The following is a 17,915-nucleotide window of genomic DNA, read 5'->3' as shown; positions in this document are numbered from 1 at the left end:
TACTCAATACTCTAAAAGAGAACAATGAAACTATAACACCTAAAAAAAGCGACTCGTAAGTCGCTTTTTTCTATTCTTTTAATAATATTAAACATTGATTTAATTCAGGGTTCTGTAGAATTAATGATTTGATATAAATCTTAAGCTCTTCAATTTCGTAAGGTAATAATCGTTGAAGTGCTTTTTGTAATTCTTTACAGAACAATGTAGGGTCGAAACTCACTTTATTAAGCACAGTTTTAGTGTACTCAAACATTGCTCTTGCCATTTTTTAATTGGGTTTAGGGTTAAAGTAGATTTGTTATATAAGCAATTGTTTTTTAATTATTACACTTTAAATGTAGTAAAAAAAATGATTGTTGCCTCATTTTAATCTAAATTTTAACAGCCAAAAAATTGTTAATTATGATTCAAAAAACCTAAAAAAGAATTCTAAAACCCTGTATTCATCTTACTTCTTAACGATTTTCAAAGTAGTATTACCAGCGTTAGAAAATACCCTTAAAAAATACATTCCAGAGTCTAGCATACTTACATCCAAATGCTTTATACGATTACCAATTAATGAATTTAATATGATTCTTCCATTGGTATCTACAAGAGATATCGACTCCATGACATCGCTTCCTTCTATAGTAATGATATCACTAACCGGACTAGGATAAACGTTGACATCGATAGTATTGCTTTCAGTATCAATCAAATCCTCTTCGGCAATTTCTGTGGTATATAAATTAGTAATTATTGGAGCATTGTAATCAAAATAAATCTCAGCCTGATTAGAAAACGTATCACCTAGAACCAAACTTTCCAGAGTTTTAATTTTATATATGACATAACCATCATTATTAGCATCATCAAAAGGCAAATTGATATTTTCAAAAATAAATTCGACGTCATTTTCCGCGTTGATTCTTGTAAAAAAGTCATGGCTTCCATTTAAGGGCACTAAAGAATTTATGTCAAATGTTGTAGCGTCTATCTTGTTTTTCACAACAATATTAACAGCATTAGCTGTCCCTACATTTTCAAATCGAATTTTATAATGTACAAATTCTCCAACACGTTCTGGTACAATCGTTTCGCCTTCCAAACATCTAATATCATTAGGATCATATGAATTAACGACCGTTTGATTTAAACTAAATGAATTATTATCAGGAGTGTCATCATCAGTAATTGGGTAAATGGAAGCTTCAAAATTGAGCTCATCCTCAGAATTAAGCGGAAAGTTATCGTCTGTAGGTGTATTTAAAGTAAATGCAACCAAGATTTCTCGGGTTTCTAGAGGCTCCAAATCCATATAATCCCAAGATAATACATTATTGATGTTAGAGGTTTCCGATGGACTTGAATACACATATTCCATATAATCACTATCAAAACTATAATCAAATGTGACTTCTCCAGACATGATAGTATTGCCAACATTTTTGTACACGATTTTATAGTCTGAATCAAAACCGGGAGCGGCATTAGTTAATGGGATAATTAAAATTTCCAAATCGTTATGTACACCATTAGGAGTGATGCAGAAATCTTGGTTATATGGACTTGTATCTTCCGGAAAGCTGACTGATATATTATCTGGTGACACCAAAAAATATTCTGGATTTGCTAAGAGTGGTGAAATCGAATAAGAACCTTCCGGTAAGGGTATAGTATAGTTCCCTATTGAATTCGATATAAAAGTAGCCACAGTTATACCATCGTTTATACTAAATTTCAAGTATGGATATACTAAGTCATCAACATCACAACCGTTTATGTTCGTATCGATTTTGTTCTCGCCCTCAATAGTAAATGAATCTCCGCCTGGAGTAAAAGAACAATAACTATTAACCACAGTATTTTCGTTGATAATGCCGATAATATCTTCCAGTTCTTCATCATCTGCACAAATAAAACTTAAAGGTGTAGCCTCTAAATAATAGCCTAGTGCAGATTCAAATACAGTCCCATTTTTAATATTCAAAAATGTCATAGGGTTATCAGCTGCATTCAGATACTCTAATTGAGGGTTATTACTCAAGTCCAATTCTTCAATTTCATTGCCTTGAACACGTAAAATTCGAAGATTTGTATTAGAGTTTAAATCCAATGCTTCTAAATTATTATCAATAGCATTTAAAATTTCCAAGTTTAGGTTTTGTGATACATTCAAGGTAGATATTTGATTAAAGTGAACATGTAAATCTCTCAATAATAGGTTCGAACTTACATCGATACTAGATAAATTATTAAAACCTCCGGCAAAATACCATAATAAAGGGTTTTGAGATACATCTATAGAAGCTATTTGATTACCAGTAAATGATAAATATTCCAATAACGGATTGTTAATAACATCTAAGGCTGTTAATCCAGTCGTATCACAATTCAAATATCTCAAATTTGGGTATGCAGAAAGATCTAAACTTTCTAATGGTAATCCAGCTAAATTACAATCAAGGAGATCTATATTTTGTGGTAATTCAAAATTGGTAATGTCATTACTACTTAAATCTATACTTCTAAGTAAAGGATTTTGCGAAATATCAATAGTTTCAAGATTATTGCCTCTTAAATTAAGCACCGTTAAATTGACATTATTAATCAAATTAACTGTTGAAAGTGAGCTATCTAAAACATTAAGAATTTGAAGATTTACATTAGAACTCAAATCAAGTTCTGTGACATTATAATTACCAGTATACACTAATGATAGAAGATTCGCATTACCACTCAAATCTAATGTTGAAAGATCATTACCACTACACCTTAAAAAATAAAGCTGTGTAAAATGCTCTATACCATCTAAAGACTGAATATTTGCATTATTTACTGACAATTCATAGACGTTTTGAGCCTCACTAAGCTGTATTTCTCCATCATTATTACTGTCTATTTTAATGTTATTACCATTAGAATCTCCAGCTATAGAATTTGTAACATCAGCTTCAAGTAATACCGCTTTAAAATTAGCATCAGGTATGTCAAGTATTTGAGAGTTAACATTTAAAAATGAAAAAACAAAAAGCACAATTAGTAATCTTATTCTCATAAATATGGATGGTTATTTATTCATAGATGCTTGAAATAAAAAAAGGTTGCGTTACAAACACAACCTTTTCAACTTTTATTTTTAAAATAAAATCATTAAAAACGATTATCTCCATCTAATAAATCACCTAAACCGCCAAGAATACTACCTTCTCCCTTGCTGTTTCCACCTTTAGGGAGCGACGATAATACACGACCTGCAAGTCTGCTAAATGGTAAGGACTGAATGTAAACCGTTCCTGGTCCCTGAAGTTTAGCAAAGAATAAACCTTCGCCTCCAAATACCGTATTTTTAATACCACCTACAAATTCAATATCATAATCTACATCTTGGGTAAATCCAACAATACAACCTGTATCGACACGCAGGGTTTCTCCGGGTTGCAATACTTTTTTTGCCATAGTTCCGCCAGCGTGAACGAAAGCCATACCATCACCTTCAAGTTTCTGCATGATAAATCCTTCACCTCCAAACAATCCGCGACCAAGTTTTTTAGAAAATTCAATACCTACACTAACTCCTTTAGCTGCACAAAGAAACGCGTCTTTCTGGCATATAAACTTACCTCTATACTCCGTAAGATCTATAGGTATAATTTTTCCTGGGTATGGCGAAGCAAATGATACATTACGTTTTCCTGTAAGGTCATTATAAAAGGCTGTCATAAATAGACTTTCTCCTGTTAAGATACGTTTTCCTGCACCTAATATTTTACCTAAAAAGCCTGTATCTTTTTGAGATCCGTCACCAAAAATAGTTTCCATTTTGATGCCGTCATCCATCATCATAAAGCTACCTGATTCTGCAACAACGCCCTCTTGTGGGTCGAGTTCAATCTCTACGTATTGCATTTCTTCTCCAAATATTCTGTAATCGATTTCGTGTGATGTCATGATTTTGTGTTTTTTAATTGATTACTTATATGTTTATAGAATGTTAGTTTTGTTACAAAACGTTTAGCTTTTAACCTTAATAGTCCATTCAAAATTAAAATCTGATACCTGGACTCCATCTTCATTAACCCCTTTAGAGTTTAAGATAATCGTTTGCCCTTCACCTGTTGAAATAGCTTTGTCAATGGCATCATCAATAGTATCCCCTTGGTGACATGTAAAGGTTATTCTACCTGTTGCTTTTTTGGTAAAAGTCCCGTTGTTAGTTGCAACCAGCATAGAAATGTGTTTCCCGCTATTTCTAATTTTAGTCATCATAAGTGCTCCAGTGGTGAGTTCTGCCGCCATACCCTGAACTGCCCAAAACATGGAGTTAAACGGATTTTGATTAATCCATCTATGCTTTACTGACACTGTGCAGGAGGTCTCATTTAATGACTTTGTTCTTACACCACAAAAATAAGCTGCAGGTAATTTAAATAATAAAAAGGTATTTAGTTTTCTAGGGGAAATGGTCATATACAGTAGATATTTCAGCTAATTTATTGAAAATATTCGACATTTCAATTTGTTAAATAAATGTTAATTTTTAGTACTATGCGTAACATAATACCTTCTTTTAGACATATATTTGTATAAGAAATTACTATATGTTTTAAAATCATGTTAGACAACCACCAAAAAAATATCGCAACATTTATTCATTTATCAACTTTTACAAGGTTTTTAATTCCGTTTGGAAATTATATAGGACCAATTGCATTGTGGATGATAAATAAGGATAAATCGGAGTTTGTAGATCGCCATGGGAAGCAGGCTATTAATTTTCAAATTAGCATTTTGCTTTATACGTTAATTATTGGAACGATTACTATTCCTTTTTTCATTTTTAAGTTTTTCAACAACTTAGATTTTATTGATTTCAACGGCTTTCATGATTTCCATATTAATATTGGTGAACCTTCTCCTCTATTATATATTTCTGGAGGTTTAGGATTTTTAGCCATTATCGGATTTATTTTCGAACTCATATTTATTGTCATTGCAAGTTTAAAAGCTAGAGATGGTGAATTATATGAATACCCATTAACCATCAACTTTTTAAAATAAAATTTCATCAATTAACCATCATCAATCAATCAAAAAATGAACAGTTTATTAAAAATTAATCTCATTAAAATATGAAGATAGAGAACACAAAAGCACAAATGCGAAAAGGTGTATTAGAATACTGCATTTTATCAGTATTAAAAGATGATGATGCCTATGTGGCCGAAATCTTAGGTACACTTAAAGACGCAAAACTGCTTGTTGTAGAAGGTACTATTTATCCCCTTCTCACAAGGCTTAAAAATGCTGGATTACTCAATTATCGTTGGGAAGAATCCACATCAGGACCACCAAGAAAATATTATGGTCTTACAGAAACAGGACAGTTGTTTTTAAAAGAATTAACCACAACCTGGAACGAATTACAAAATGCAGTTAACATAGTAACAAGAGAAAAAAACAAAAAATAATGAATAAAACAGTCAACATAAATTTAGCAGGTATGTTCTTTCATATCGATGAAGATGCATATTTAAAATTGCAACGCTATCTTGAGGCTATAAAACGTTCATTTACAGACTCTCAAGGTCGATCAGAAATTATAGCAGACATTGAAGCTCGTATTGCCGAATTATTTAGCGAGCGCGTTCAAAACGAAAGACAAGTAATTCGTACTAAAGAAGTCGATGAAGTCATTACCATTATGGGACAGCCAGAAGATTACCTGGTTGATGACGAAATCTTTGAAGATGAACCAAAACAATCTTACAGACCTAGTAGTAGCTCAGCTTCTAAAAAACTATACAGAGATACAGATAATTCATATGTTGGAGGAGTATCCTCTGGATTAGGACACTACTTTGGCATCGATGCACTTTGGGTTAGACTTATATGGATACTACTCATATTTGGTGCTGGTACAGGAATCTTATTATATATTTTACTTTGGATTTTTATTCCAGAAGCAACCACAACTACCGAAAAGCTAATGATGAAGGGGCAACCCGTAAACATTAGCAACATTGAAAAAAAAATTAAAGACGGATTTGATAGTGTCTCCAATGCCGTTCAAAATGTAGATTTAAAAAAACATGGCGATAAACTAAAAGAAGGATTTGAAAATGTTTCCGATTCTATTTCCGAAGGTGTAAAAAAAGTAGATTTACCGCGTCAAGGCGAACGCATTAAATCTTCATCTACCTCATTTTTTGAGACTATAGGTAATATCATCATGTTCTTTTTAAAGATTTTTGCTAAGTTTTTTGGTGCCATCCTTATGTTTGTTGGTGCTGTGACCATTATATCTTTAGTTATAAGCATTTTAGGATTAGGTGTACTGGAAGCCGTTCATATTCCTGGAACTAATTTTTATGATATCGCCGAAGCAACAAATGTTCCTATATGGCTCATGTCTATCATCGTGTTTTTCTTTGTAGGAATTATAGCATTCTTTATCTTCTATTTAGGATTAAAAATACTCATCACCAACCTGAAATCGATTGGTAATGCAGCAAAATACACCTTAATAGGATTATGGTTTATCTCGTTCTTATCGCTAATCGTATTATCAGCAAGATTTGGAATGAGTTTTAAAGAGGACGGTTCATTTATTAAAACTGAAAAATTAGCTTCTATAACTGCTAAGGACACCTTGTATATCAGAATGAACAATAATGATTTGTACACGCATAACAGCTACAACAGAAGCTATGGTTTTGATACTGCTTATGATGAAAATGACAACAAGGTATTATTCTCAAGAGGTGTTAGACTTATTGTAAGGTCAACAAAAGATAGTATTGCAAAACTCAGAATAGAACGCAGTGCAAGAGGGTTTGATTTTGACGATGCAAAAACAAAAGCCGAACGTATTGACTATAATTATCAGCTTAGAAATAACGAATTGTTATTAGACAGTTATTTAACCATTCCTCTTAATGAAGCTAGAAAGGGACAAGAAGTAACTGTCACTGTTTATTTACCTGAAAACACCATATTGTATGCCGATCGTAACACATACAATTTCCATAGTAACCATCATTATCACAATGACATATTAGATCATGATATGGAAGAGCATTTTCTAAAAATCATTTCCAATGGTGTCGAATGCCTTGACTGTCCGGAAGATAAAGAGTTTAGAGTCAAAGTAGATATCGAGGATGATGAATCTGGTTTGAAAATAGACGAGAACGGTATCAAAGCGAAATCTGAAAATAACAGCCTTCAAATCGATGAAGACGGCGTGAAAGCAAAAACCAGTGAGATTAAAGTCAACATCGATGATAATGGGATAGAAATTACTACTGACGACGACGGACAATAAATCAATATAACATCAACAATTCATCATCAATAATCAACGGTTCAGATATTTAAATTTCAACTAACCAACCATTTTTTAAATATTTGAACCATAATCAATCAAAAAATGACACAGTTCATCTATAAATTAATCATGCTTACTCTAATAGTTGGAACTATGGCTACAGGCTCAAAAACGCCAACTCAGGAGCACACCAAAATTTACAAGGTTTTAAAAGTTCAAGACAGTTTATTGTTTGAACGTTCTTTTAACAAATGTGAAACGCAATATCTCCAGCAGCTTATCGCCGAAGATTTTGAATTCTACCACGATATTGGTGGCATTGAAACGACAAAAGAAGGTTTTATAAAAACTATGAAAAATGGTGTTTGTAACCCTAAAAACCAAACCAAATCAAGACGTGAGTTGGTAAAAGGAAGCTTAGAAGTGTTTCCGCTTAAAAACAATGGAGAAGTCTATGGCGCTTTACAAAACGGCATACATAAATTTTATGAAACTACCAATGGAAAAGAAGTCGCAGGAAGTATTGCTAAATTTTCACATTTATGGATTTTAGACAACGATACATGGCTTTTAAAGCGTGTTATTAGTTATGATCACCAAATGCAAAATTCAAACCTACAAGAATCTGCAGAGGTTTCAGATGATATTTTAGACACGTATATCGGACAATATGAAGCTCAAGATTCTGGACTTGTAATTGTGTCAAGAACTGAAAATGGCCTGCATATTAATGCTGGAGGCATGAATGCTGATATTCATCCTAAATCGGAACGACTATTTGTACATCAACAATCGCCTCTATCATTTGAATTTGTTGCCGATAACCATGGCGTCATCACTAAATTTATCGTTAGAGAACACGATAACATTGTAGAGGAAGCATTTAAACTATAAATCAATCATCATCAATCACTATTAAAACAAAACATCATGACAACACTAACAAAATTTATCACAGCAGTCATTATTAGTTCATTACTCATGTCTTGTAACTTCGACATCAACTTAAACCCTGGAGTTAGAGGAAACGGAAATGTCTCAACAGTTGAGCGTCATCTCGAAGACGAGTTTAGTCGAGTAGAAGTCAGTAGAGGTATCGATGTGTACTTGACACAAAGCGATTCTCCAATGCTAAAAGTTCAAGCCGATGAAAATCTTCATGATATTATTATCACTGAAATTGAAAATGGCGTATTAAAAATCTATGCAGATGAAAATATCAGTACTTCCGAATCTAAAAAAGTAATGGTCAATGTAAAAGATCTTGACCTTATTAGCGCAACCAGCGGAAGTGATGTTTACTCAACCAATACTTTAAAAGCTGATACTATTAGGCTAATTACAACTAGTGGTGCAGATCTTGAAGTTGATATCGAAGCAGAGTCAACAACCTTGGCATCAACCAGCGGAAGTGATATTAAAGTATCAGGTTCAACAAACACCTTAAGTGCTTCGGCAACTAGTGGTAGCGACATAAAGGCACGCGATCTTAAGTCGCAAACTTGTACTGCATCTGTAACTAGTGGTGCAGACATTGAAGTATATGCAATAGAAAAACTAACAGCTAATGCAACGAGTGGAGGCGATATTAAATATTATGGAAATCCGAAAAAAGTTAGCGAGAATGATGCCGTTTCAGGAAGTATTCGCGGACAATAAAAAGGATTAACTAACCAATCAATTTATCCTTTTTTATAACCATTTCAAGCTCTAATAGAGTTTGGGATGGTTTTTGTTTTATATTTGTTCTAATACTTAATTTATTACAATGAAAAACATTACGCTGTTTCTATTTGTCATATTCGGTTTTACCATAGCTGGTTATGCTCAAGATGCCGAAAAAATAAAAGGCGATAGAAATTTAACTATTAAACAAACCTATGTAGACGATTTTAAGAAAATTATAGTCGGTGAAGATTTTGAAGTTGAACTTTTTTATAATAAAAAACCTTCTGTTGAAATTGAAACGGATGACAATCTACATGCCTATATTAATGTTCAGGTAAATGACAGTGTACTTACCTTGTCAACTACTGCTGATATTAGAGCAAAAAAGATTAGTATAAAAGTTAATTATGGTGACTCTTTTTCTGAAATTGAAGTCAAAGATGATGCTGAAATACGCTCACTAACTTCATTAGAATTAACCAATGCCAAACTAAAAACTAGTGGATCTTCTAGAGCTTATCTAAATATTAAAACCGATAATTTCAGTTTTATTAGTACCGATAAAACTAAAGTGAAATTAAATATTACTGCTACAAAGGTTACATCTGAAATTAGTGATAACACCAAAATGGATGCGCTTATCAATGCTTCAGAAGTCAAAATGGATTTATACCAGCGTGCAAGTGCTGATATTGAAGGAGCTGTTACTGATTTTACACTTAGAGCTGACAATAATTCAAAATTTAACGGTAAGAATTTTACAGCGAAAAACTGTAGTCTTATTACAGAAATTGGAAGTGATGTTTATGTTGAAGCTACAGACCTTATTACTATAGAAGCGTCAGGAACAAGTGAGGTTTACCTTTACGGAAATCCGAAAATCACAATTAACAAATTTACAGATACAGCAAAACTTCAGAAAAAAGAGAAATAAAAAAGCCTTTTTCCGATGTACAAAAAAAATCCGAAGCTTAACAACTTCGGATTTTCTGTTTTTATGTTTTAGTTTGAGTCTAGTACTGAGGAGTTACAAACTCAAAATCAGACTCCTTTGCAGCTAAGTAACGCTCTGCATCTAAAGCTGCCATACATCCTGTACCAGCAGCTGTTACAGCTTGACGATACACATGATCGGCTGCATCTCCAGATACGAATACGCCTTCAATATTGGTTTTTGATGTACCAGGAACATTAATAATGTAACCTGTTTCATCAAGTTCTAAAAAGCCTTTGAAAATGTCGGTATTAGGTTTATGACCAATAGCGACAAAAAACCCAGTAGCAGGAATTTCAAACTTTTCATTGGTTTTATTATTGAAAGCTCTAACACCTGTCACTACTTGACCATCACCTAAAACCTCATCGGTTTCAGTATTGTAAAGTATCTCGATGTTTGGCGTATTAATCACACGATTAGCCATAATTTTAGAAGCTCTAAACTCATCACGTCTCACTAGCATCGTTACCTTTTTACATAGTTTTGATAAGTAGTGTGCTTCTTCAGCAGCACTATCTCCTGCTCCAACAATCACAACTTCTTGATTTCTGTAAAAGAAGCCATCACAAACAGCACATGCCGAAACCCCTCCACCAAGCTTTAAATATTTTTGTTCAGATTCTAATCCTAAATATTTAGCAGAAGCTCCTGTAGATATGATTACAGTTTTACAATGGATTTCTTTAGTATCATTAACCCAAACTTTATGGATATCTCCAGAGAAGTCCACTTTAGTAATCCAACCATCTCGTACATCAGTACCAAAACGCTCAGCCTGTTTTTGTAATTCAATCATCATTTCAGGTCCTGTAATTCCATCGGGATATCCAGGGAAATTTTCAACATCATTGGTGGTTGTCAATTGACCTCCAGGTTGCGTTCCTTGATAAAGCACAGGATGCATATTAGCTCTTGAAGCATATATTGCTGCAGTGTATCCTGCAGGTCCAGAACCTATAATTAGGCACTTTACTTTTTCTATTGTATCAGACATATTTTTTGTTTCAAATTGATACAACAAAAGTAGGATTTTTGATTAAAAACTTACGTCAAAGTTATTAACAGTTAAAATAGTATTATTAGGTTTTTCTATACTGGGTTCTCATGCCTATTGGGTTAATCATTATTGGATTTGAGTCAAACTAACACCACAAATAAAATTAAATTAGAAACTTAAACAGAAACTATGACTATAATTTCAACACATAATAACATGATAAAAATATATTACAGTTCTGAGTCTTCAGTTGGGAAGCAAGCTTATGCTTACCTTAATGCATCCTTTAAAGACTTGTTAGCTATTGATGTTACTAAAACAAATGTTACTGGTACCCAATGGAAAGAACTTGCACAACAACTCAATATAAAAATTGGAGATTTAGTAGACCATGAGCATCCAACTTTTACTAAAAATTACGATAAAGACGCTTCTTTAGTTGAAGATGACTGGATTAAACTATTGAATAAAACTCCTGAGATTTTAAATTATCCTATTGTGATTTTAGGCGATGCCTATATACAGATTAAAAATCCTTCAGACATTGAGAAAAAACTAGATCCTAATAGTATGGGATTAGATGAAAAAACGTCTATCTAAATTTTATACTACTTTTCATCTCATTACAAAAAAAAAGCCTCAATTTAAATTGAGGCTTTTTTAATAATCCTTTTCTAATTAATCTACAACATCTTCTACATCATCTGCAACATCTTCTACTGCATCTTCAACTTTATCTCCTGTTGTCTCTCTACAGCTAGTAAAAACTGTAGATAGTGTAAATACGATTAAAAATATTTTTGCTAATTTTTTCATAATTAAATAGTTGTTATTGGTTAATAATGATTCTTGTTTGTAATAAACCTTCTGTTATTTCTTTACTACTCCTTTTAATAAAGATAGAATAAATAATACTATAAAAATAAAGAATAATATTTTAGCTATAGAAGCGGCTCCTCCAGCAATGCCTCCAAATCCTAAAATTCCGGCGATAATTGCTATGATAATAAATGTGATTGTCCAACGTAACATATGAATAAGTTTTAAGTTAATTATGAACTGATTTTCAGTTCTTTATATTACAAATATCGCTCAAATTCTTCGGTCTAATTAGCTCATATACAGTTAACATTAACGCTTATACTATTGATGAGCTATTCTCATAACCGACTTATAATGATGGCTTTCAGTTATTTGCTTAAACACCTTTGGATTTTTATAAAAATCATGTTCAATGGGGTGAGATATAAATTCATATCGATCATGATTGGCAATTAAAGGTTTTAATTGTTCAAAATTGTAAGATGTATTGAGCCACGTACTGAAATCCTTTTTCTTGAAAATTAGTGGTTTTTGTATACCCATATTCGGAAGATACTTGCTACCCAATTCAGAATTAGTGACCAGCAATGAGCAGGTTAAAAAACCATCCTCGATTTTATTATAAACTCCAGCAATACAAAATGGTTTATGTTCTTTAAGATGGATATGATGCGGATGCAATTTCCCCTTATGAAGTTTTGCTGTAAAAAAACCATTAACAACAATCAGACACCGACGCTTATCAAAGGAGTCTGCATAAATTTCTTCATTTAATTGGTTGTAAGTAATATAAGTATTTAAGGTGTTGGTTATCTCTTGAAAATCTTCCCAGTCACCATCATAACTTGGAGGCAGCAATCCCCAAATAGCATAGTTAATCGAATTAGGATCTTCACTGGTAATGACAGGTAAATTAGACTCGTATTTGCCATTGATAATAGATTTCTGCTCATACAGTTTTGGATACCGAAACTTGGTATTGAGTTCGTTTTCGACATCAAATAAACTTGAAGTGTTACACAACTTGTAGAACATTTTTTATTTTAAATAAACTTAAATCTGAGAACAAGGTTTAACTCGTATGCGATAAAAGTGTCTTCAAATAAAAAAAGGCACCACTTGGGCGCCTTAAATTCTATTAATCAATGATTTCTATTATCTCAAATCCTCTAAGGTTTTGATATTTGATAATCCGTTTTCAATTGTATTTTTTTGAGTTACCAAAATAGACATTGTTGATGAAGGTAAACTTGTTTCGTTTAATACATCCTGATATTCATCAATAGCTGCTTTTTCTCCTCTAATGGCTTCTTCAAGCATAGATTCTTCGTTATCTGAAGAAAATAATGATTTTACATCCATCCATGCTCGGTGTGCTTTTCCTGTTAAGCTTCCACCTTTATCTACATCTTGATTATATGCTTTTATTTCAGACTTTAACTCATGTCCGAAATTATAACGTTCTTGTGCTTTGTTATTGAAATACGATTTTAGAGCTGCATGATCAATATTCTCTGCGGCCTTTTTAAATCCTTTTTCAGCATCATATGTTTTTTCTAGTAAGTTGTTTAATTTTGCTCCTACTTCTTCTGTGTAAGTACTCATAATTTAATGTATTTTAATTGAAACGATAGTTTTCTTTTTTGATGTCTATCGATTTACATCAGTGTTAATAGCTTAACACTTAATTTCAATACTAAATTAGAGTAATTATGTCATGATCGTTGACGTAATTAATTCAGGTTTTAACGCAATCAATGTATTAATAAAACTTTAACTAAATACGAGGCTTATAATTCTTTATAAGATCTAATACTGAAGACTCGGTTGGTGTTAAATGACTTGAAATTTTAGGGTTAGTTTCAATCTTAGTGAATATGTCATGTAATGTATTATCTTCATATGAAGTTACTAAAATGGGATGTACATAATACTTGCGGCATACATTTCTCGTATTGCCTAAAGCTTTTGCAGTAACATCAAAAGCAGATAATATATTTTTCTTGATGTCTTTATCTGAAACTGGACGATCATAGTCCATTAGTGATTCAAAAAAAATAACACTGGCAGACCAGGTTCTAAAATCTTTAGCTGAAAATGATTGTCCGGTAATTTCCTGTAAGTACTCATTAACCATAGTACTGTCTACACTATGCTTTTCGCCATAGCTGTCATAAAATTGAAACAATTCCCAGCCAGGTATCTCTTCACATTTACTGACCAATTGGACTAGCTTTTTATTTTTAAGGGTGATGTTATGTGCTTTACCTTTTTTACCTGTAAACTGGAATTTCAGTTTATCTTTATAAAGATGTACATGTTTATTGCGCAATGTTGTCAACCCATAGGTTTTATTCTTTTTGGCATAATAAGCATTACCTATTCTTATGTGAGTTTCTTCCATAAGTTTTATGACCAATGCCAATACTTTAGATTTGGTCCAGCTTGACTGGATAATGTCTTTTTCAACACGATCGCGAATTAAAGGAAGTGCTTCTCCAAATTCGGCCATTTTAAAAAATTTGGTCTGGTTTTTTATCTTACTCCATTTTGGATGGTAACGGTATTGCTTTCTAGATTTGGCATCGCGTCCAACGGCTTGGAGATGTCCGTTGTGTAGTGTAGAAATTTTGACATTTTCCCATGCTGGCGGAATGACTAAAGATTTGATACGGTCTAGATCTTCTTTCTTAGATAGTGGTTTCCCTTTGTAGAAATAATCAAAAATCTTTCCTCTTTTTTTACGAGAAATAGCTAATTGATGCGGATTGACATATACCAAATCAAGCGTTTCAATTGCAGACTCAGGATTTTTGTCAATCCGTTTTAATAACGATGCTGTAAGACGTCTTTCAGCCATAATTCCTATCGGTTAGACTCCATATAATCGTTGTACGACTTGGCTAAACTGGTTTTTTGGTTGTCGCTTAATACTTTTCCAGAGAGTTGAAAAAACTTGTGTTCTTCATCCTCCAAATGATGCTCAACTTTATGTTTTAAATCTTTTGCAATTTTTAACCATGCAGAAGAATCATAATCGGTATCTTCTAGTTTTTCAATCAGTTCATCAATTTCATGATGCTCAGCAATACCATGACGCGCCTTATCTTGCATCATATCTGAATCTATAAGTGGCTTATAGTAATGGCGTTCTTCGGCATCGGCATGTATCTGTAGTTCTTTTTTTAAAGACTTAAATGTCTCATCTCTTTTTTTAGTATCTCCAGACGTTTCTACTAAACGATCTAGTAAATCTCTTTGGATATCGTGGTCTTTTCTAATGGCTTCAAAAATGTTCATAATGTATGTGTTTAAATTAGTACTGCTTTAAGTTAAAAACCTCAGTAAATCAATACTGAGGCTTACTAACCAATCTACTTAACATGTCATTCATCAACCTAACATGATAATACTGTAAATGTAAGACACCTATATAAGACTAAAGTGCTGTATCTAATGAGATTTTAACGCAAATAAAAAAAATCACATCGATTTAAGATTTCAAATCAATCACTGATTTTTTTTTAACATTTCCTTATCATTTTCAGTTAAAAAAGACTTAAATTGTCCAATTAAATATCCACTAGAGATTATGGTACGTATATCTAACAGATACTAATTACAGTATATACAAATCAATCTGATTAAACTATGACAGAAATTGAAATAATTGCCGAGAGCCCAAAAGATTTATTACATCAAATTAAAGATGTTCTTGGTGGACATATTATAGAAAAATGGAACGAATACAGCTTGACATTTGACAATGAAAATGCTAAAGGAACCATTAAATATTTACCCTTTGATTGGGGCGTTAACTTTTTAGATTTTGATATTACTTTTTATGATGAAATTACGTTAAAGATAAAAGCTAGTAGTTTTAATCCGATTCGTTTTATATATAATTATAATGGTGATTTCAAACACCGATTTGGTATTAATAATGAAGAAAAATTAGTAGAACAATTTCATTCTTTAATTTTCACTAATAAGACTGGTGGCTATAATTATATTCATTTCCCTAAAGACAAGAAATTAGAAATTAGTATCATTCAAATTATCCGTAAAAACTTTCTTAAAAAAAGAACTACAAATGCATCTTTATTAAACAAACGTTTATACGAAGTTTTTGTGGATACTGATCATGATAATCGATTCTCGCATTACGGAGCACTTAATCTGAAAATGGCCGACTATATTAAGAAGATGAAAAAAATAAAGTCTAAAGGCATGGTTAAAGTATTAAAAATTGAAGCCTTAGTCTACGAAATTTTATCACTTCATATTCAGCGTCACAATAAATTTCAAAGAGGTGTACAATTGCCGACTTCATTATCTAAAACAGAATTAAAACTCATTAGGAAACTAGGAAATAAAATTATTAAAGACCCATCGTTTAGCTACTCTCTGGAACATTTATCTCTAGAATCAGGACTATCTCAAGCCAAATTACAGGACGGTTTTAAATTCTTATACACCAGAACTGTGACCGAGTTTGTAAGACATATAAGACTAGAAGCTGCTCGAGACCTGATGAGTAATGCCGATTTAAATGTTTCGCAAGTGGTTTATAGTATCGGATTTACAAGTAGGAGTTATTTTTCTAAAATTTTTAAAGAGAAATATGATGTAACACCTAATGAATACAGAAAAAATGTATTAAACAATTTAGTCACAGAAGAATCTGCAGCCTAAAAAACATAAAAAAGACCTCAACGTAAGTTGAGGTCTAACAAATGTGATTACTATTACAATGAATTATTTGCTATAAATAACTTTATAATCACCTTTGATTTTAGATTTTAATTCGTCCATATTTTTGACATATGTATGTTGCGTATTAAAAACTCTATCAGGTCTTTCTCCAATGATATAATGCTTTACATTTAAATCTCTGGCATTTAAAGTTAATTGATCTGAAACTCTCATCTTTTTATCTCCAATTGTCTGATTGGTTGACTTAAGTTCTGAAATAACATATAAGTTGTTATTAGACGCTAAGATTTCCTTTATGTCTAATGTGTGCTCATTATCGGTAACTTCAGCTTCTATTAAAATATTACGTTCTTCTTTTTCATAATCTGCATTATCGTCCTCTGGCATATCAACATCTATATAAGGCACTTCAATTTCTTCTTCTTCCATCACAATCACAACTTTTGGTACTTTAACCGTTTTAGTCGTAGTTCCAACATTTACATCTGCCCAATCGACGTCAAAAGTTGGCAATTGTCCTTCTTCTGCTGAAACATCCATATCAACATCTACTGATGGTAACTCTGCTTCTTTTTTTTGATCTATGTTACAACTAGATATTAACGCTGCACATACTGTTGTCATAATTATTGTTCTAATTTTCATAATTTTTTATTGGTTTTTAGGTTAATATATTATGAGTATGAATTACTCTTTAACTATACGCAATTTAAGGGATACATCAAGTTTTGATTACCTCAATCACATTGATCTTTGACTTAAATGACACATCCAAACAATATAAAGTCAATAAAAAGAAAGCACAGATGGTATCTGTGCTTTTTTATCTTCAATCTACAAGTTAGTTATTTTATAATCTTTTTCAATAGCAACAATGAACCATACTTAGAAGCGTATTTAAACACTGTTTGCATCCAGTGCACAGGTTTTAGATCGTCTTTAAGTTCGCCTTTAACACCCTTAAGCTCTTCAAGGGCAATTTGACGTTCCAAGCTTAGACGCTTTAAGTCATATTCTATCTCTTCAAATGTGGTATAATTTTTCATAAGTACTAATCAAAGAATTTGTTAGATAAAACTTTTATAATTTTTTGATCTATTATTTTTCTTGTGTAATAAACTACAACCGCAAAAGCAATAAAGATGAGTCCGACAATTGCATAACCCAAAGCCAAACTATCTAGTGCTTTACCAATTTCGATAGCACCAGCAACGGCCATAAATATTAAGGCTAAAGTGATTAATCCTCCAATGATTGAAAGTTTAATTATTAAGCTTAATGAAATGGTTAATTGCTGAAATACTTTCAGCTTAAAATACTGCTGAGATGTTTTTACATACTTCTCAGCGGTATCTGTAGCTTTATCTGTTGTATTATTTAATGATTCGAATACGGTCATT

Annotated in this window: 22 protein-coding genes; 8 read left to right on the top strand and 14 right to left on the bottom strand. The window is 32.2% G+C overall.

Going from position 1 to position 17,915, the window contains the following annotated elements; all coding sequences use genetic code 11:
- Window positions 1-70: 70 nt before the first annotated feature.
- The 4 genes from H7350_RS13830 to H7350_RS13815 form a co-directional block, all read right to left on the bottom strand.
- Entirely contained in the window at window positions 71-268 is a 198-nt protein-coding gene (locus tag H7350_RS13830) for a hypothetical protein (RefSeq protein ID WP_204346516.1), read from the bottom strand.
- A 183-nt stretch (window positions 269-451) separates the two neighbouring features.
- Window positions 452-3,043 carry a DUF7619 domain-containing protein gene (locus H7350_RS13825; RefSeq protein ID WP_204346515.1) on the bottom strand — a complete coding sequence of 864 codons (2,592 nt, stop codon included), beginning with the start codon at window positions 3,041-3,043 and terminating at the stop codon, window positions 452-454.
- Between the two features lie 95 nt (window positions 3,044-3,138).
- A complete protein-coding gene (locus tag H7350_RS13820) occupies window positions 3,139-3,936 on the bottom strand; it encodes a TIGR00266 family protein (protein ID WP_204346514.1) in 798 nt (265 codons plus the stop codon).
- A 63-nt stretch (window positions 3,937-3,999) separates the two neighbouring features.
- On the bottom strand, window positions 4,000-4,455 hold the full coding sequence (locus H7350_RS13815) for a DUF4442 domain-containing protein (protein WP_204346513.1): 456 nt from the start codon (window positions 4,453-4,455) through the stop codon (window positions 4,000-4,002).
- Window positions 4,456-4,599: 144 nt separating this feature from the next.
- On the opposite strand from H7350_RS13815, the gene H7350_RS13810 reads away from it, so the two are divergent.
- The 6 genes from H7350_RS13810 to H7350_RS13785 all read left to right on the top strand — a co-directional run bounded on the left by H7350_RS13810 (window position 4,600) and on the right by H7350_RS13785 (window position 9,917).
- Complete coding sequence (locus H7350_RS13810) at window positions 4,600-5,046, top strand: DUF4870 domain-containing protein (protein WP_204346512.1); 447 nt, start codon at window positions 4,600-4,602, stop codon at window positions 5,044-5,046.
- Window positions 5,047-5,117: 71 nt separating this feature from the next.
- Window positions 5,118-5,456 (top strand): PadR family transcriptional regulator, encoded by a 339-nt coding sequence (locus H7350_RS13805; RefSeq protein ID WP_204346511.1) that lies wholly within the window; start codon window positions 5,118-5,120, stop codon window positions 5,454-5,456.
- Window positions 5,456-7,312, top strand: coding sequence for a PspC domain-containing protein (locus tag H7350_RS13800; protein WP_204346510.1), 1,857 nt, complete (start codon window positions 5,456-5,458; stop codon window positions 7,310-7,312). The genes H7350_RS13805 and H7350_RS13800 overlap by 1 nt, the downstream gene beginning before the upstream one ends.
- 105 nt (window positions 7,313-7,417) lie before the next feature.
- Entirely contained in the window at window positions 7,418-8,209 is a 792-nt protein-coding gene (locus H7350_RS13795) for a nuclear transport factor 2 family protein (protein ID WP_204346509.1), read from the top strand.
- A gap of 36 nt (window positions 8,210-8,245) precedes the next feature.
- Window positions 8,246-8,974 (top strand): head GIN domain-containing protein, encoded by a 729-nt coding sequence (locus H7350_RS13790; protein ID WP_204346508.1) that lies wholly within the window; start codon window positions 8,246-8,248, stop codon window positions 8,972-8,974.
- Window positions 8,975-9,083: 109 nt separating this feature from the next.
- Window positions 9,084-9,917 (top strand): GIN domain-containing protein, encoded by an 834-nt coding sequence (locus tag H7350_RS13785; protein ID WP_204346507.1) that lies wholly within the window; start codon window positions 9,084-9,086, stop codon window positions 9,915-9,917.
- 79 nt (window positions 9,918-9,996) lie between these two features.
- Here H7350_RS13785 and trxB read toward each other — a convergent pair whose 3' ends face one another.
- Window positions 9,997-10,974: a thioredoxin-disulfide reductase gene (gene trxB, locus H7350_RS13780; RefSeq protein ID WP_204346506.1), complete on the bottom strand. Its 978-nt coding sequence runs from the start codon at window positions 10,972-10,974 to the stop codon at window positions 9,997-9,999.
- A 219-nt stretch (window positions 10,975-11,193) separates the two neighbouring features.
- Between trxB and H7350_RS13775 the strand changes: the two genes are divergently transcribed.
- The gene (locus H7350_RS13775; protein ID WP_204346505.1) at window positions 11,194-11,577 is read left to right on the top strand and encodes an arsenate reductase family protein; all 384 of its coding nucleotides are present in this window, start codon (window positions 11,194-11,196) and stop codon (window positions 11,575-11,577) included.
- Between the two features lie 78 nt (window positions 11,578-11,655).
- Here the strand turns inward: H7350_RS13775 and H7350_RS13770 are convergent, their stop codons facing one another.
- The 6 genes from H7350_RS13770 to H7350_RS13745 all read right to left on the bottom strand — a co-directional run bounded on the left by H7350_RS13770 (window position 11,656) and on the right by H7350_RS13745 (window position 15,099).
- Window positions 11,656-11,793, bottom strand: a complete 138-nt coding sequence (locus H7350_RS13770) for a hypothetical protein (protein WP_204346504.1) — start codon at window positions 11,791-11,793, stop codon at window positions 11,656-11,658.
- 54 nt (window positions 11,794-11,847) lie between these two features.
- Window positions 11,848-12,009: a DUF1328 family protein gene (locus H7350_RS13765; RefSeq protein ID WP_204346503.1), complete on the bottom strand. Its 162-nt coding sequence runs from the start codon at window positions 12,007-12,009 to the stop codon at window positions 11,848-11,850.
- A 111-nt stretch (window positions 12,010-12,120) separates the two neighbouring features.
- Entirely contained in the window at window positions 12,121-12,834 is a 714-nt protein-coding gene (locus tag H7350_RS13760) for an SOS response-associated peptidase family protein (RefSeq protein ID WP_204346502.1), read from the bottom strand.
- A gap of 120 nt (window positions 12,835-12,954) precedes the next feature.
- Window positions 12,955-13,404 (bottom strand): ferritin-like domain-containing protein, encoded by a 450-nt coding sequence (locus H7350_RS13755; RefSeq protein WP_204346501.1) that lies wholly within the window; start codon window positions 13,402-13,404, stop codon window positions 12,955-12,957.
- Between the two features lie 172 nt (window positions 13,405-13,576).
- Window positions 13,577-14,659, bottom strand: coding sequence for a DNA topoisomerase IB (locus tag H7350_RS13750; protein ID WP_204346500.1), 1,083 nt, complete (start codon window positions 14,657-14,659; stop codon window positions 13,577-13,579).
- A 5-nt stretch (window positions 14,660-14,664) separates the two neighbouring features.
- Complete coding sequence (locus H7350_RS13745) at window positions 14,665-15,099, bottom strand: hemerythrin domain-containing protein (RefSeq protein WP_204346499.1); 435 nt, start codon at window positions 15,097-15,099, stop codon at window positions 14,665-14,667.
- A 351-nt stretch (window positions 15,100-15,450) separates the two neighbouring features.
- On the opposite strand from H7350_RS13745, the gene H7350_RS13740 reads away from it, so the two are divergent.
- On the top strand, window positions 15,451-16,494 hold the full coding sequence (locus H7350_RS13740) for a helix-turn-helix transcriptional regulator (protein WP_204346498.1): 1,044 nt from the start codon (window positions 15,451-15,453) through the stop codon (window positions 16,492-16,494).
- Between the two features lie 63 nt (window positions 16,495-16,557).
- Here H7350_RS13740 and H7350_RS13735 read toward each other — a convergent pair whose 3' ends face one another.
- From H7350_RS13735 to H7350_RS13725, 3 genes are all read right to left on the bottom strand, one after another.
- Entirely contained in the window at window positions 16,558-17,160 is a 603-nt protein-coding gene (locus H7350_RS13735) for a hypothetical protein (RefSeq protein WP_235989355.1), read from the bottom strand.
- A 200-nt stretch (window positions 17,161-17,360) separates the two neighbouring features.
- Window positions 17,361-17,561, bottom strand: coding sequence for a hypothetical protein (locus H7350_RS13730; RefSeq protein WP_204346497.1), 201 nt, complete (start codon window positions 17,559-17,561; stop codon window positions 17,361-17,363).
- A 5-nt stretch (window positions 17,562-17,566) separates the two neighbouring features.
- Window positions 17,567-17,914: a hypothetical protein gene (locus H7350_RS13725; protein ID WP_204346496.1), complete on the bottom strand. Its 348-nt coding sequence runs from the start codon at window positions 17,912-17,914 to the stop codon at window positions 17,567-17,569.
- Between the last annotated feature and the right edge of the window lies 1 nt (window position 17,915).

This window comes from Psychroserpens algicola (assembly GCF_014526325.1).
Lineage (GTDB): Bacteria > Bacteroidota > Bacteroidia > Flavobacteriales > Flavobacteriaceae > Psychroserpens > Psychroserpens algicola.
Note: the sequence above shows the minus strand (reverse complement) of the source record. Positions and strands in the feature narration are given on the sequence as shown.

Coding starts and splice junctions, on each gene's coding strand:
- H7350_RS13830 (WP_204346516.1), bottom strand. CDS start 268: ATGGCAAGAGCAATGTTTGAGTACACTAAAACTGTGCTTAATAAAGTG.
- H7350_RS13825 (WP_204346515.1), bottom strand. CDS start 3,043: ATGAGAATAAGATTACTAATTGTGCTTTTTGTTTTTTCATTTTTAAAT.
- H7350_RS13820 (WP_204346514.1), bottom strand. CDS start 3,936: ATGACATCACACGAAATCGATTACAGAATATTTGGAGAAGAAATGCAA.
- H7350_RS13815 (WP_204346513.1), bottom strand. CDS start 4,455: ATGACCATTTCCCCTAGAAAACTAAATACCTTTTTATTATTTAAATTA.
- H7350_RS13810 (WP_204346512.1), top strand. CDS start 4,600: ATGTTAGACAACCACCAAAAAAATATCGCAACATTTATTCATTTATCA.
- H7350_RS13805 (WP_204346511.1), top strand. CDS start 5,118: ATGAAGATAGAGAACACAAAAGCACAAATGCGAAAAGGTGTATTAGAA.
- H7350_RS13800 (WP_204346510.1), top strand. CDS start 5,456: ATGAATAAAACAGTCAACATAAATTTAGCAGGTATGTTCTTTCATATC.
- H7350_RS13795 (WP_204346509.1), top strand. CDS start 7,418: ATGACACAGTTCATCTATAAATTAATCATGCTTACTCTAATAGTTGGA.
- H7350_RS13790 (WP_204346508.1), top strand. CDS start 8,246: ATGACAACACTAACAAAATTTATCACAGCAGTCATTATTAGTTCATTA.
- H7350_RS13785 (WP_204346507.1), top strand. CDS start 9,084: ATGAAAAACATTACGCTGTTTCTATTTGTCATATTCGGTTTTACCATA.
- trxB (WP_204346506.1), bottom strand. CDS start 10,974: ATGTCTGATACAATAGAAAAAGTAAAGTGCCTAATTATAGGTTCTGGA.
- H7350_RS13775 (WP_204346505.1), top strand. CDS start 11,194: ATGATAAAAATATATTACAGTTCTGAGTCTTCAGTTGGGAAGCAAGCT.
- H7350_RS13770 (WP_204346504.1), bottom strand. CDS start 11,793: ATGAAAAAATTAGCAAAAATATTTTTAATCGTATTTACACTATCTACA.
- H7350_RS13765 (WP_204346503.1), bottom strand. CDS start 12,009: ATGTTACGTTGGACAATCACATTTATTATCATAGCAATTATCGCCGGA.
- H7350_RS13760 (WP_204346502.1), bottom strand. CDS start 12,834: ATGTTCTACAAGTTGTGTAACACTTCAAGTTTATTTGATGTCGAAAAC.
- H7350_RS13755 (WP_204346501.1), bottom strand. CDS start 13,404: ATGAGTACTTACACAGAAGAAGTAGGAGCAAAATTAAACAACTTACTA.
- H7350_RS13750 (WP_204346500.1), bottom strand. CDS start 14,659: ATGGCTGAAAGACGTCTTACAGCATCGTTATTAAAACGGATTGACAAA.
- H7350_RS13745 (WP_204346499.1), bottom strand. CDS start 15,099: ATGAACATTTTTGAAGCCATTAGAAAAGACCACGATATCCAAAGAGAT.
- H7350_RS13740 (WP_204346498.1), top strand. CDS start 15,451: ATGACAGAAATTGAAATAATTGCCGAGAGCCCAAAAGATTTATTACAT.
- H7350_RS13735 (WP_235989355.1), bottom strand. CDS start 17,160: ATGAAAATTAGAACAATAATTATGACAACAGTATGTGCAGCGTTAATA.
- H7350_RS13730 (WP_204346497.1), bottom strand. CDS start 17,561: ATGAAAAATTATACCACATTTGAAGAGATAGAATATGACTTAAAGCGT.
- H7350_RS13725 (WP_204346496.1), bottom strand. CDS start 17,914: ATGACCGTATTCGAATCATTAAATAATACAACAGATAAAGCTACAGAT.